Genomic DNA, 15,167 nt, shown 5'->3' with positions numbered 1-15,167 from the left:
GACTCTACTCGTATTTTTATTAATTTATATTATTTTTAATAATGAAACTTAAACAAATAATAGCTCTCTTTTATTAAAAATAAAAAACCCGCCCTGCAAAATTGCAGAGCGGGCAGTCTATTTCGATAAGGCTAACTTATTTTGATTTATTGTAATCCTCGAGCAGGCCGTTCATTTTGTTCAGCAACTCTCCCCGTTCCTGAGCAACTTTCTTCCACTTCTTCTTTTCACTCTTCAGGGCCTCAACAGTATGCAACAGGTCCTGGATGGTATTCGCTGGATAGCCGTGCTTGGCATAGCTTCCCTTACGAAGCTCTTCGTCATTTCTCTGGCGCAAAGCGCGTAACTGGCTGGCTGATAATATCATACTCATAAGCTGTTAATGGTTCCGGTCAGTACACAAATTACATCCTGAAAAGGGCTTACGCAAGCACTTACAAAACAATATAACCAATACGTAGCAAAAGGCCCGGAGAAAACCTTCTCCGAGCCTTGATATCAGTTTATGTACTTTACCCTACCAGTCTTAGCATGCGCATGAAGTCTGGCTGTACTCAGTCCTTTCGCGGTACTCTTCCTGTTTACCCTTGTTCCAGCGATTAACCGGACGGTAGTAACCGACGATGCGGGTGTATACCTCGGCATCCTTGCCGCAATCGGGGCATTCGAAGTGTTCACCGTAAATATAGCCGTGATCTTCGCAGACCGAAAAGGTCGGAGTTACCGAGATATAAGGAATCTTGGTATTGGTCATGGCTTTGATGATGAAGTTCTTAAGCGCTGTGGTATCAGGCACGGCTTCACCGAGAAAGGTATGGAACACGGTCCCGCCGTTGTACAGGGTCTGCAGCTCGTTCTGGTGTTCCAGAGCGTAGACAACATCTTCGGTGGAACCGACAGGCAGCAGAGTGGAGTTGGTGTAGTACGGAGTTCCGCTACCGGAGGTGTAGATGTCGGCATAAAGATTCTTGTCAATCTTGGCCAGACGGTAGCAGGTACCTTCACCCGGAGTCGCCTCAAGGTTGAAAAGGTTTCCTGTTTCTTCCTGAAATGCCACGGTCAGGTCACGCAGGTGATGCAGCACCCTCTGCATGAGGCGGGAACCGGAAGGAGTATCAATACCTTTACCCAGCAGGTTGTGGCAGGCTTCGTTACCACCGATCAATCCGATGGTGGAGAAATGACCCTTGAAACCGTTCTTCAGGTAACGCTGGGAGAAAGGGAACATGCCGTTCTCAAAGTTGGCGGAAACCAGCTTGCGTTTGTACTCAAGGGAATCCTTGGCCAAAGAGGCGTACTCGGAAATCAGGTCAAGGAAATCTTCCTCACCCTGAGCGAGATAAGCCAGCTTGGGCAGGTTCAGAGTCACAACACCGATTGAACCGGTCAGGTCTCCAGCACCGAAGAGGCCACCGGTTTTCTTGCGGATTTCGCGCAGGTCCATCTGCAGACGGCAGCACATGGAACGCACGTCCTCGGGATTGAGGTCGGAGTTGATGAAGTTCTGAAAGTAGGGAGCACCGTACTTGGCAGTCATCTGCAGAAGCAGTTCACCCACTTCGCTTTCCCACGGAAAATCCGGAGTTACGTTGTATGTGGGGATAGGGAAAGAGAAGATACGGCCATCGGAGTCACCTTCAAGCATAATTTCAACGAAGGCACGGTTGAACATCTCCATTTCTGCTTCATATTCACCGTATGTAGTATCCTGAAATTCACCGCCGATGATAACCGGTTCGTTAGCAATATGCTTGGGCGGAACCATATCAAAAGTAAAGTTGGTAAACGGACTCTGACCGCCCCAACGGGAGGTGGTGTTCAGGTTGAAAATCAACTTCTGCACAATCTGTTTTACGCGGTCATAATCCAGACCGTCATAACGGATGAAAGGTGCGAGGTAGGTATCAACGTTGTTGAAAGCCTGCGCACCGGCCCATTCATTCTGAAGTGTGCCGAGGAAGTTGACCATCTGTCCGGTTACGGAATCAAAGTGGCGTGCAGGACCGGAAGAGCAACGTCCCCTGAGGCCGAAACCATCCAGCAGCAGATCACGCAGGGACCAGCCTGCGCAATATCCGGCAAGGCCGAAAGAAAGGTCATGGATATGAAAATAACCGTGCTCGTGGGCAAGCCTGATTTCCTCGGGATATTTTTCGAGGCAGTAACGGGCCTGAACAGCTCCGGACATGTGCAGCATCAGACCCTGAAAGGAATGGCCCATGTTGGAGTTTTCATTTACCCGCCAGTCAGTACGGTCAAGATAACTTTCAATAGTGCCGGCGATATCGAGGTATGTTTCATCCTGACGGCGGAGTTCGCGGCGCTTTTCACGGTAAATGATGTAGCGTTCGGCCACCGAGTAGAGACGGTTCTCCATGAGCACGAGCTGTACCATATCCTGAACCATTTCCTGCTCGGGAACATCCACTTCTGCAAGCTTCTGCTCAACCTTGCGGCCAAGACGCTTACTCAGCAGGGGATCCTTGATACCGCTGGCTTTGAGGGCTTTAAAAATCGCTTCTGAGATCCGGTCTGTGGACCATGATTCAAGACATCCGTCACGTTTGAGAATTTGTTTGGGCATTAAACTACCTGTTAAAATTTGTCCGCACACATCACCACCTGCGCCGTAAAAAGAACGCAGAAAAGGAAGCAACCTCCCCAGATTGCAAGCCCACGGCTGAACCGTGTCTTATGGTGGTGTGGCTATTTGGCGCAGGAGGCCCGGTAGGCGCATCCCGCAGGACTTTTGAAACCGGAAAAATTGCCAGAAACAAAACTTCCGGTCGATTTGAACCGACCCGCCGTGTTGTACGTCCTTTCATAACATTTGCTGGACCAACATCTGGCAGGTCTGCTTCAGGTCGGGATGCTGGCTCGGGTTAAGCACAAAATGCTTCCCTGACAGCGGCAGAACCGCCCCGGATTCTAACCGGGTTCCCGTCCGGTCCGTTTTTAAAAAGCTCAGAAAGCAGAAACGGACTCCTGAAGTGCTGACGACAGAAAACAGTCTACCAGACTCAGAAATCCGGTCAAGACTCTCTAGACTTTTTCTTAAGCAATAGCCCGCCAGCCCTTGGGAGGACTGGGCTAAGAGATGTGGAACACAAGTTTTCCACAATTGTTCATAGTGTGTTCAAAATCGCTTAAGGCATTGATTTTTGATAAAAAAACAGGCCCTGAAATAATTACTTTCAAGGCCGTTATTTTAAACAAAAGTTTTCCACAATTGTTCTTAAAATGTTCATAATCCGCAAAAAGATTCCGTGCTAAAAAGCTCCATTCATTTTCTCAATACAACCAAGCAAAATCACCTTTTCCTCTTCGGAAAATTCCGAAGTAAGTTCTTCAATAAGACGCAGGTGAAGGCGATCATGCTCCTCGAACATTTCCTGACCGGTTTCGGTTAGCTCCACGATGATGGAACGACGGTCAGTCTGGTGAGGTTTGCGGCAGACAAACTCCTTATCTTCAAGCCGATCCACCAATACGGTCAGAGTTCCGGTGGTAATGCCCATGCGCTGGGCCAGTTCCTTCATACGCATGGATTTGTGGATACCCAATACTTCAAGAGTATGCATCTGAGGCAGGGTCAACCCTTTTTCCCGGACCACATCATGCTCCCATGAGGAAAGCTTTTCATAAAATTCTATCACCGCATGGTTGAGTTTATGGAGCATATCAACCTCGTATCTTTAAATATTTGTATAACTGTAGACCGCAAAAGCTATGGTCATTACCCCGGCAGTACGCATAACCAGCGGCTCCACCCAATCCTGCTCAAGGGTACGCACAAATGACGCGGCCCGGTAGATAGCGTAGATCACCGCAGCAAGGGCTGCGCCTGTGCCTAAGGCATAGCTGGCGAAAACAGCACTCCCTTTGAGCACGCTGCCGGAATCAAGGGCATATTTATACATAATCGCCACAGTGGGACACGGTACGACCATATTCACAAAACCGATGGAAAACAGCCCCCAGAAAGTAACGCTGCGCAAGGTCGATTTTCCATGGCTGCATGAACATCCGCAGCCATGATGGTCATGAGCGTGATCGTGATCGTGATGCGCGTGCCCATCATGGTCATGATCGCCGTGATTATGGGTATGGTCGTGGTCATGGCTGTGCAGCAGTTCAGGTTTCAGAATCAGAACAGTCCCCAGAAGAACAAGAATAGCCACAGTTATAATATCCACGATGTAGGTCAGGGATTCCGGGATGGTCAGGGAAATGGACCCCAGGGTAAGCCCGATGATCAGGCAGGCCAGTGCGGTACCCATGACAAACCCCGCAGTCAGGGAAAACACCCGCTTACCGTTCTTCTCGCCGTAAACAAAAGGCGCCAGCACCAGCCATGAATGACCGCAGGGATTGATCCCGTGAATGAGACCCAGAAAGAGACTGGACTGCATGGCTATTAGAAAAATTGAATCGAATTCCATTTTGGACTCCATATAATTTGATAATCAAATTAAACATAATTCAAACTATCTAGCGCCAACTTAATTTGAATGTCAAACTTTTTGTTGGGCGAATTAAAATTGGAAACAATAAAAAACCCGCCTGAAATCCATCAAGCGGGCCGGTCATCCTATTTAATAAACTGGAATATAAGAACGTTCTGAAAATTAACGTGAAATTGCGGCAAAAGAGGCCCGCAGCAGTCCCGCCAGATCCTGAGGCGCCAACTCAATATCAAGACCGCGTTTACCGCCGCTCACATAAATTGTTTCAAAATCCTCAGCAGAAGCATCGATCACCGTGGGTAACAGTTTCTTCTGTCCCAGCGGGCTAACCCCGCCGACTACGTATCCGGTGGTCCGTTCCACCAGCTGAACGTCGGCCATGGCTATTTTTTTTACCTTCACTACCTTAGCCAGCAATTTAAGATCCAGCATCTTCATTACCGGAACCACAGCAACAAAAAGGTCGCGTCCGCTTCCGGCCACCAAGGTTTTAAAAACACGCTCCGGGTCAACACCCAGCTTTTCCGCAGCTTCCTTGCCATAGGCCTCGGCAGACGGATCGTGTTCGTATTCGTGGACCTTGAACTTAATCTTCTTTTTTTTGGCGATATTTATTGCAGGTGTCATGGGGACTTATTACACAAGGTAGGTCATGCTTGGCAACCGGGGAAAAAGATACAGCCTATTGTTTGCCCGCACCACCAAGCACCATCAAAGTTGCACTACTCCGGGAAATATCCTTCCCCTGATCATCCCGCACAATAGAATCCACAATGACCAGAGTACGTCCGCGCTTGAATACGGTTGATTCAGCAATAAGCCGCCCCTTCGAAGCCGGGGAAAGAAAATTGTTTTTCAGCTCAACGGTAACCATATCCTCGCCGGGATTGAGGGTGGTCATCACCGCATGGGCCGCAGTCTCGCTTGATAAAGCAACCGACAAACCGCCCTGTATATTAGCCGCACCCTGCAAAAATTCAGGACGTATCTCCATGCTCAGACTGGCATAACCTTCCCGGATTTCCTCAACCTTGATTCCCATAAAATCCAAAAAGGGATTATCTACCGGCCTGCCTTCAACAAGATTATTCAAATATGACCTATAATCAGCCATTGGAGCTCCTGATAAACTGTTAAACTAACGGCGCCATTGAAAGGGTGACTTCTTTTTTCGATGAGACCTATGTCGACAGTCAATGGAAAAACACCAGCTACTTACTATCTGTAGAAGCTGTTGTTTCGGCAGAAACGTTCTGCACTCCATTTTCCTCTACCGGGGAAATGCTGTAGGACTGCCACCCTCCGCCAAGTGTTTTGTATATGCTGATAAAATTGGTGATCACAGTACCCTCACTACTGGCAAGCTGATCCTGAAATGAAAGCTGGTAACGCTGGGCATCAAGTACGTCTGTAAAAGTGATCAAACCTGCCAGATACTTTTCCATGGCAAGATCAGCAGCCACTTCTGCGGCATCCACCGCCCTCTTTAATTCCTGACGTTTAATTTGCTCCTGCGCATAATTTGTCAGGGCATTTTCAACTTCCCCCAGAGCTTTGAGGACTGTATTCTGATATTTAATCAGATATTGTTTCTGCAATGCTGTCTGTACATCGATATTGCGCTTTATCGCCCCGGCATCAAATATCCTCCATGAAATAGAAGGACCGAAGGACCACAAGTTACTTTCGGGAGTAAAAAAGTCCCCGGCATCAAACGATTCCAGACCAATGGAGCCGGTCAGCTTAAACTTCGGGTAAAGGTCGGCAGTGGCTCCGCCTATCCGGGCAGTCTGCGCTGCCAGCTCACGTTCGGCTTTCTGGATGTCCGGACGTTGGCGCAGTGCTTCTGCCGGGATTCCGACAGCGACGGTAAGCGGGGTTTCAGGAATGCCTTTCGGAGTGCTGACCATTTCATCCACAGCCCCCGGTGACCTGCCAAGAAGAATGGCAAGTTTATTCTTGGTTGACTCAATGCCTGAATACAGAGTCGAAAGGCTGGAACGGGTTGAAGCAAGGTTATACGTTGCCTGCTGGACCGCTAGTTCATCAGTCAGACCGACATCGTACCGGGACTTGGTCAGTTCGTAACTGTTTTCCTGCGTTTTGATATTTGATTTTGCTACGGCAAGTCGGGCCTGATATGTCCGCAGGCTGACATAAGTATTGGCAACCTCCGCACTCAACGAGACCAGAGTATTGAGAAGACCTGCTTCCTGAGCCTGAACCTCCGCCTTTGCGGCTTCGACCGCCCGGCGGGTTCCTCCAAAAATATCAAGCTCCCAACTGGCATCAAATCCGGCTTTGTACATGTTGTCGGTGTAACTTTTTTTGACCCGGCTCAAATTCTCACTGGTCTGGCGTTTGGTGTACGAACCTGAGGCATCAAGAGTAGGGAACAGCCCGGCTTCGGTCATACCGTATTTTGCCCGCGATTCCTGAATACGCTCCTTGGCAAGGGCCAAATCAAGGTTGCCCTCCAGGGCCTTCTGCATCAAATTATTCAAAATCGGGTCATTCAGCTTTTCCCACCAGAGGGCAAGGTCGTCCACTTTCAAAGTATCCTTGCGCAGGCCGTCTTCCATTTGAGAATTCCATTTGTCCGGCGCTACAGGATCCGGAGCCTTGTAGTCAGGACCGACAGTGGTACACCCGCAGATTGCGAGAAGCAAAAAAAGTATGGGAAAATTTCTAAACATTTTTATTCCTTAATTTTGAAACAATCCTTCCTGTTCCCTCACGCATATTCTGGAATACGGCATAAAGCCCCGGTATGAGCAGGATACCGACAATTGTAGCGGCTGTCATACCAGAGAAAACAGTAACCCCGATGGATTTACGGCTTCCGGCTCCGGCTCCGGTGGCGATCAGGAGCGGCAAAACTCCGAGAACAAAAGAGAATGCTGTCATGAGAACCGCCCGGAATCTCAATTTTGCAGCCATCATTGCCGCATCGTAGATGCTGGCCCCGGACTCATGCTGTTCACGCGCAAATTCAACAATGAGAATGGCATTCTTGGCCGCCAGCCCGACCAGCAGCACAAGGCCGATCTGGGCATAAATGGAAAGCGGCATTCTCATGCTCATCAATCCACCCAAAGCACCACATATAGCCACGGCGATGGAAAGGATTACCGAAAGCGGAACAGTCCAGCTTTCATAAAGGCCTACTAAAAAGAGATAACCGAACAAAGCGGCAAGCAGCAGGATACTCATGGTTCCCCCGCCGCCGTTTTTTTCCTGATAACTCATCCCGGCCCATTCATAGGCGTACCCTTCAGGCAGAGTCTTTGCCGCCACATCTTCAACTGTCTTCAAAGCTTCACCGGAACTGACCCAAGGAAAGGCACCGCCCATGAAGTTGGCCGATGAAAACTGGTTGAAGCGGGTCACCGATTGCGGACCAAGCACGGTTGAAATCGAGACCAGACTGGTCATCGGCACCATTTTTCCGGAATTGCTCCTGACATAAAGCCGCCCGATGTCGTCAATTGTATTACGGAAGGAGCTTTCCGCCTGAACCCGGACCTGAAAAATACGGTCATACATGTTGATGTCATTCACATACTTGGAACCGAGCTGGGCCTGCAGAGTGGAGAAAACCTGATTGACGGGTACATCAAGGGTCTTGGCCTTGGTGCGGTCAAGATTGACAAACAGTTGCGGCACATTGGCCGAGTACGTGCTGAATGCATAGGCAATGGAATTATCCTGATTCAGGGCCATCATCAAACCCTTTGCCACTGCGGCAAGATCCTGCGGTTTCTGACCCTGCAAGGTCTGCAAACGCAGGTCAAATCCACCGGATGTTCCCAAGCCCATGATCGCAGGAGGGGTAAAGGCGTTGATATTTGCCCCCGGCGTGGTTAAGGCAATACCCCTGATTTTTTTGAGCACCTTGTTTATCTGAGTTTCAGGGGTGGTTCTTTCGTCCCAAGGCTTAAGCCCCACAAAAGCCACACCTACGTTCTCTCCGTTACCGCTGACCATACTGAAGCCACGGATTCCAATCACAAAATCCACACCCTCAAGTTCCTGAATCTGGGCGGATAATTTATCGATAATCTTGCTGGTGCGTGAAAATGCGGCGGCATCAGGAAGCTGAACGTCCACAATGATAAACCCTTTGTCTTCCTTGGGCAGGAAGCTGGTCGGCAGCACATCAAACAATTTCCACGAGGCAATTGAAAGAATGCCGAGTATCAGCAAAGCCACGAGGAATTTTCTGGTCAGCCAGCCCGCTACTCTCAGATAAATATTTCTGGAACCGTTCAGAGCGGTATTAAACCATGCCAGCGGCCCGCGCTGTATGGTTTTAGGAGCACGCAAAAGAAGGGAACAGAGCGCAGGACTAAGCGAAAGCGCGTTGACCGAAGAAAGCAGCACTGCCACACAGATGGTAACAGCGAACTGGCGGTACAATTGTCCGGTAATGCCGGGCAGGAACCCGACAGGCACGAACACAGCCAGCAGAACAAGCGTGGTGGCGATAACCGGTCCGGTGACCTGCTCCATGGACTTAAGCGAGGCCTGCTTGGCCGGAAGGCCTTCCTCTGCCATCAGCCGCTGGACGTTTTCAACCACGACAATAGCATCATCAACCACAAGACCGATGGCCAGAATAAGCGCGAAAAGTGTAATTGTATTGGCTGAATAGCCAAGGGCCATAAGCAGGGCAAAGGAACCGACCAGCGAAACCGGAATGGTCAGGGTCGGAATAAGTGTGGCCCGCCAGTCCTGCAGAAAAATAAATGTGACAACAACAACCAGTACGAATGTAAGTATCAGTGTGGAAACAATTTCCTCAATTGTGGTTTCCACAAATTTAGTTGCATCATAGATCACTTCATACTTGGAGCCTTTAGGAAGGCGCGGAGCCAGCTCCTTCAGCTTTGCCCGAACCAGCGCCATGGTATCCAGAGCGTTGGACCCCGGTGACTGATAAACCCCCATAGCAACAGACGGGCTGCCGTTCAGGGAAGACCCCGAAGCATAGGATTTGCTGCCCAGTTCTATTTTGGCCACATCGCTCAAATAGACGAGACCGCCATGGTCATTGGCCCGCACAATGATCTTGCTGAATTCCTCAACTGTGTTCAGTCGGCCCTTGGCGCGCAGGGTATACTGCACCTGCTGGTCCGCAGGAGCCGGCGTGGTTCCGATAGAACCGACCGCGGCACGGACGTTCTGTTCTTTGATGGCGGAAATGACATCATCGGCGGTCATCTTGAGCGAGGTCATGCGGACCGGATCGAGCCAGATGCGGATACTGTAGTCATTAACCCCGAAGGTATTCGCCTCACTGACTCCGTCCACACGGAGCAACGCATCGCGGACGTTGATATTGACCCAGTTGGCCAAGGGAAGCGTGCTCTCATCCGGATTTTCATTGTAAAAGGAAATTACGCCGAGCATGTCGGAACTACGCTGGCGCACGGAAACGCCCTGAGCGGAAACTTCACTGGGGAGCTTGCTCTTGGCCTCCTGCACCCGGTTCATGACATTGACCTGCGCCATATCCGGATCTGTTCCGACATCAAAAGTAACCGTCAGGCTGTAACCGCCATTGTTCGAACAGCTTGAGGACATGTACAGCATGTTGTCCACACCGTTGATCTGCGCCTCAAGCGGAGCTGCAACCGACGCCGCCACCCCTTGGGCATCAGCACCGGGATAACTGGCGGAAACCCTGATTTCAGGCGGGACAATATTTGCCGGATACTCGGACACGGGAATGAAAAACATGGCGAGCAGTCCGGCCAGGGTAATGACCAGCGAAACCACCATAGCCAGACGCGGACGTTCAATAAATATTTTGGAAATCACTCCTGCGTCTCCTTATTGCTTTGCGGATGACGGATTGACTTCCATTCCGGGCCGAACCTTCTGGATGCCGGACACGATGACACTTTCGCCGGGGAGAAGGCCGCTTTCAACAGCCCACTGGGTATCCTTGGCTATACCGATCTTGATTCGCTTCTGCTGAACGATCTTATTGCCGTCAACTACGAAAACATATTTGCCGTCCTTGTCTTCCAGCACAGCAGCCTGAGGGACGACAGCTTTTTTCTGGGGTTTGCTCACCCCTACCAGCACAGTAACATACTGTCCGGGAACCAGCAGACCGTCAGGGTTGGGGAAAACAGCCCTCACTGCCACTGTTCCTGTAGTCCTGTCCACCTCGTTATCCAGAAACTCAAGGACCCCGGTCAGCGGGTAGACCCTGTCCCCGGACATTCTAAGTTTAATAACCTTGCTGTTTCTGGGTTCGTGCCGAAACTGCTGGGCGGCCGCAAGCATATTTTCGCTTATGGAGAAAGTCGCCCGGATAGGATCAATCTGAACGATACGGGCCAGTGTCCCGGAGCTGGAAGAAACAAGGTTGCCCTTTGTGTAGCTGGTTTTACCGATGCGGCCCCTGATCGGAGAGGTGATGGTTGTATAACTCAGGTCCAGATTAGACTGATTCAGGTTGGCTTGCGCCTCCTGCAGATTGGCCTTGGCCTGCAACAGGTCACTTTCCGCCGTATCCCTGTCTGCTGCGGAAACCCCGCCCCGCTTAACGGTCTTAATCCTCTTGTAATACTGCTGAGCTTTTGTCAGTGCCGCTTCGCACTTGGACCTTTTGGCCCTGTTGACGTTAACTTTGGCCCTATATACATCAGGTTCAATTTTATAAAGCAACTGCCCGGCATCAACCATGCTGCCCTCTCTGAAAGCGACTTCTTCCAGATAACCCTGAACCCGGGCCTGAATGGCTACAGCCTGCATCGCTTCAATACGACCGACAAACTCCTGATACGGATTAATTTCCTGTTCAGTAATAGTATGCACCACCACCGAAGGCGGAGCTTTAGGAGCTTTCTTTTTAGCAGCCGAAACGGGAGTGCTGTAAATAGCCAGACAACACAGAAGACAGCAGAGTTGAATTGTTATGTTCTTATAAAAAGATCCCATGAAGCCCCCTTGGCTGCTACTTGGTTTTTAATTTGTATTAATTTTCACCGGCACTTGATTCAGGAACAAGTTTGTTTTTCTTCATGAAAGCGGCCATGGTTGTCAGGGTAATCATCAGGCAGCAAAAAGATGCAATTCCGGCCAGAACGTGGACGGGCTCTATGTCCATGCTCATCCCCACCCCGGCAATTGCACTGAAAACCCCGCTCGCTCCACGGGTCAGGCTGCCGTACAGAGCGGAAGCAGCACCGGACTGGTGCTTAAAATAGGTCAAGGCATCTTTCACCCCGATGGGAACCATAGTTCCGAACGACAACCCGAACATGCCCGCAGGTATGAAGATCTGCCAGAGATGAAGAGTCCTGATGGAAAACAGGGTAAAAAATCCCACACCGGCAATCAGGGCAATCCCACCGCAAAACGCGTAAGCCCTCTGACTGCTTAAACGCTTGGTGAGTATTGGACAGAGTATACGCCCGGCCATAAGGGAACCGACCAGCACAAGGTTGGTCAGGCCGAACTGGGTGGGGGTAAGCTGCATCTGCTTGATAAAGACAAACGGGGCACAGGTGAAATAAAGCCCCTGTATGGCAAAACAGAAAATTACCGGGATAATGGCGAACAGGAATCCCCTATGGGTCAGCATGGTAAAAAAACTTTTGAAAATATGGGGCAGGGTAAGCGGGTGCCGTTTTTCCTCCGGCAGGGTTTCCGGCAGTTTCCATGATGCCGTAAGCAAAATAAAAAAACTGGTAAAAGCCAGAAAACCGAAAGTATACCGCCATCCTATATATTCAGTGATCGCGCCGCCCAGTATGGGGGCAATGGAGGGGACTATAGCTCCGAGCACCCCCATCCAGCCAATGACGGTTATAACCTGCTGATCCTCAAAGGCGTCACGCACCAGCGCGCGACTTGTCACGGGAATGGAACAGGCACCGATAGCCTGCAGCAGACGCCCGGCCAAAAGCGCTGTACCGCCCTGAGCTGTAGCACAGACAAGGCTGCCGAACATGAACACAGCAGCGCCGATCAAAAGAACCCGCCGTCTCCCCCAGGCATCACTCAGCGGTCCGGCTACAAGTGTGAAAAAAGAAAACCCGAAAAAGTAGACCGTCAGGGTCAAACCGAGAACTGATTCTTCCAGATGGAGACTGTCCCCGATGATCGGGAGCGCGGGAAGGTATATGCTGGTCGCCAGCCTGCAGATGGAGGTGATCATAAACAGCAGTAGGACTAGACCGGCAAAAGAGATCTTCAATGTGTCTTTCATAACTTTCCTAAGCAGCTCCGTTGCATTTACACGGGGGCCATGCCAGCTCTTCACGAAGGATATGACCTACAATCCAGCCGGCAAAATCCCCTTCTCCGTCGATAAGCGGATTATGCCCGGTATGGTCGAACCTGTGAACGCGGTGCAGGGCATTGTTCTGTTTGAAATAATCCCAGACTTTTTCTCCATCTACCGCCATATCGTTTGCTCCGTAGAACAAATCCAACGTTTCGTACTGCGCTTTTTTTACGTCAATTTTGGCCTGCAACCGCAAAACATTGAAGGCCCCGCGGGTTGGGGCCACAGAATAAAGGTTATACTTCTCGGCGGTCTTTTTATCGAAATCATCGCGCATCTTGTCAAAAATCGGCAAGAGGGGAAATACCCATGGAACCAATGCATACAGAAACTTGTTTTCAGCCAGTAAATTATGAACTCTCTGCGTACTGCAGGGGAAAATTGCCGGGGCCAGCAAAATTAAGTGCTTAACAGGCCGGATCTGTGAAAGATAAAGAGCCAGAGTACCGCCCAGAGAATGTCCGATCACCGAAACATGCTCATACTGGCTGGCAAGAATGTCATATGTCTCAGTCACCTGCCGCACCCATTCATCTTCTGTGAGGGAAAAAAGAAGCTGAACACGCTTTACACCGAATCCGTGGATAAGCGGGGCATGGTAATCAATCTGATTGTCATTCAACTCCTGAAGAAGTCCATCAAAAACTATGGGAGATGAAATAAAACCGTGGAGCAGGATTACAGCGTGCTTTTTCTTTTTGCCGAAAGACTGGTGCAGGGGTTTGCACTGGTTGATAGTGTGGGTAAACTTGTCCACCACATACCGGCCGAATTCACGCCTGATTCTTGTTATTCCCATAATGAGAGAGAAAAACCGTATAGTAATGGCAAGCAGGACCAATGCAGAAATGGAAAACAAAATATCCTGCACAATCTCATCAACATAGTCTGGGTGGTCAAGAAACAGCAGATATGTCAACAAGTAAACCAGTAGCAAAGCGATAATAGTAGGTATCGCTTTACGCACCAGAATCATTTCTTTTCTGATCTTCATTGGAACACCCTAAATATCGACAATTATGTCAGAGTCATTATATGAAAATTCATTGATGTGAGGAAGACACTTCTGGAGAGTACAAAAATCTCTAGGAGTGTACTGATGCTGCAGGAATGATCTATCCAGCACGCCCATTTCCATAAGGGATTCCGCCACCAGTCCGGCACAATAATAATTTTCGTGACCGGGGTTCTCCACCTCAAACAATCCCATGATGTAAAGCAACTCCATATCGTCAGTATAGGGCTTGCCATCCATCGCCTTAATAAAATCCAAAATATTCTGCCTGATATTACCGTTCAGGGCAACGCGCCTCCCATTTTGCATCAGCTTGCGGTAGACGACTACAGAGCCGGGAGCTTCATCAAGATAATCAGCTACAACATCTTCCAGATAATTGAGCTGAACCCCGGTTGCGGTTTCCATGTTACGCAGCACACAACAATGCTCACTGGCTGTGGCCTGCCATGCCAGACAGCGCCCTTCCGCCAATTCCGGCTCTTTAACCAGCAAAACAACATGGGAATACGGGCTCTGTGTCATGCGTTTAATCCGCATGCTTGAGGGGATAGAGCCTGAAAACAGCACCAGATCGCCAGTTCGGGCATCTTCCATTACATCCTGCAATGCAAGACGGGGCAGCGACGCATCAACCTCGGGAATATTCCACAATGTCGGAAGCGGATATTGCCCTATGCCGCCGAAACCCTGCAACGCCAAAGGACATTGGTTCCATCCCCCCTGTTCAAGCTTGATATGATAAGCCCTTGCAAACTGACCGATTAACTCCTGCTGGTCTGAAAGCCCTGCCTGAAGTCTGGAATTAAGTTCTGGAATAAGTCTGCTGCAGATCTGCTTTGAAAGAACTTTCTTAATCACCGGAGCAAGAACAGGCGTAACAATCTTTACCAGCGGGTTGATCTTATTGAGCCAGCAGATACTATTAAAATCAAAAACAGCTTCTGCATCGGTTACGGCAACCCTGCTCTGTACGAAATCGACATCCAGCTTACCGGACAATTCCAGCTGAATATTTTTGATTTCAAGGGACAGCGGTCCGTCACGAAACGGTTTCATGCTCTTGGACATGATTCTGTAAACGGATTGCAGCGAAAAATTGTCCACGCATATCAAAAGCTGCCGGATACCGATACCGGCCTTGAATTGCTTTGTATTCCAGTCAAATTCAGGATCCCGGCAAATAAACATGGAATGCAGCCCCGAAAGCCGGAGCTGATCCATCTGAAGATTGAATGTGGTTTCCAGAGCCTTGTTCGTCAGCAGGCAAAACTTTTTATCCAGTCCTATCTCCTGAGAAACACTGTCCAAGGAAGGCTGCTTGATAATTTCGTTTATACCTGCTTCAAGCAGGTCACGAAGATCTGCGTTAAACGACATC

General features: G+C 49.7%; 12 protein-coding genes and 1 riboswitch. All 12 genes read right to left on the bottom strand.

Annotated elements, in window-relative coordinates; all coding sequences use genetic code 11:
* Positions 1-136: 136 nt before the first annotated feature.
* The gene (locus ACKU41_RS13355; RefSeq protein WP_163351445.1) at positions 137-367 is read right to left on the bottom strand and encodes a hypothetical protein; all 231 of its coding nucleotides are present in this window, start codon (positions 365-367) and stop codon (positions 137-139) included.
* 159 nt (positions 368-526) lie between these two features.
* A complete protein-coding gene (locus tag ACKU41_RS13350) occupies positions 527-2,584 on the bottom strand; it encodes a ribonucleoside triphosphate reductase (protein WP_321401466.1) in 2,058 nt (685 codons plus the stop codon).
* 260 nt (positions 2,585-2,844) lie between these two features.
* Positions 2,845-3,004: riboswitch (cobalamin riboswitch) on the bottom strand.
* A 265-nt stretch (positions 3,005-3,269) separates the two neighbouring features.
* A complete protein-coding gene (locus tag ACKU41_RS13345; protein WP_319777878.1) occupies positions 3,270-3,680 on the bottom strand; it encodes a MarR family transcriptional regulator in 411 nt (136 codons plus the stop codon).
* A gap of 15 nt (positions 3,681-3,695) precedes the next feature.
* Positions 3,696-4,442 (bottom strand): sulfite exporter TauE/SafE family protein, encoded by a 747-nt coding sequence (locus tag ACKU41_RS13340; protein ID WP_321401464.1) that lies wholly within the window; start codon positions 4,440-4,442, stop codon positions 3,696-3,698.
* 186 nt (positions 4,443-4,628) lie between these two features.
* The gene (gene ybaK, locus ACKU41_RS13335; protein ID WP_319777876.1) at positions 4,629-5,093 is read right to left on the bottom strand and encodes a Cys-tRNA(Pro) deacylase; all 465 of its coding nucleotides are present in this window, start codon (positions 5,091-5,093) and stop codon (positions 4,629-4,631) included.
* A 55-nt stretch (positions 5,094-5,148) separates the two neighbouring features.
* Positions 5,149-5,580, bottom strand: a complete 432-nt coding sequence (locus tag ACKU41_RS13330; protein WP_321401462.1) for a PaaI family thioesterase — start codon at positions 5,578-5,580, stop codon at positions 5,149-5,151.
* Between the two features lie 97 nt (positions 5,581-5,677).
* Positions 5,678-7,162 carry an efflux transporter outer membrane subunit gene (locus ACKU41_RS13325; RefSeq protein ID WP_321401460.1) on the bottom strand — a complete coding sequence of 495 codons (1,485 nt, stop codon included), beginning with the start codon at positions 7,160-7,162 and terminating at the stop codon, positions 5,678-5,680.
* Positions 7,155-10,289 carry a multidrug efflux RND transporter permease subunit gene (locus ACKU41_RS13320; RefSeq protein WP_321401458.1) on the bottom strand — a complete coding sequence of 1,045 codons (3,135 nt, stop codon included), beginning with the start codon at positions 10,287-10,289 and terminating at the stop codon, positions 7,155-7,157. Before ACKU41_RS13320 ends, ACKU41_RS13325 begins: the two co-directional genes overlap by 8 nt.
* Before the next feature lie 12 nt (positions 10,290-10,301).
* Positions 10,302-11,420 (bottom strand): efflux RND transporter periplasmic adaptor subunit, encoded by a 1,119-nt coding sequence (locus ACKU41_RS13315; RefSeq protein WP_319777872.1) that lies wholly within the window; start codon positions 11,418-11,420, stop codon positions 10,302-10,304.
* Positions 11,421-11,457: 37 nt separating this feature from the next.
* Entirely contained in the window at positions 11,458-12,693 is a 1,236-nt protein-coding gene (locus ACKU41_RS13310) for a multidrug effflux MFS transporter (protein WP_319777871.1), read from the bottom strand.
* Between the two features lie 7 nt (positions 12,694-12,700).
* Entirely contained in the window at positions 12,701-13,765 is a 1,065-nt protein-coding gene (locus ACKU41_RS13305; protein WP_321401454.1) for an alpha/beta fold hydrolase, read from the bottom strand.
* Positions 13,766-13,774: 9 nt separating this feature from the next.
* Positions 13,775-15,166 carry a hypothetical protein gene (locus ACKU41_RS13300; protein WP_321401452.1) on the bottom strand — a complete coding sequence of 464 codons (1,392 nt, stop codon included), beginning with the start codon at positions 15,164-15,166 and terminating at the stop codon, positions 13,775-13,777.
* Position 15,167 lies beyond the last annotated feature (1 nt).

The organism is Maridesulfovibrio sp. (genome assembly GCF_963678865.1).
Lineage (GTDB): Bacteria > Desulfobacterota > Desulfovibrionia > Desulfovibrionales > Desulfovibrionaceae > Maridesulfovibrio.
The sequence above is the reverse complement of the archived record's forward strand: the minus strand, read 5'-3'. Positions and strand labels throughout refer to the sequence as shown.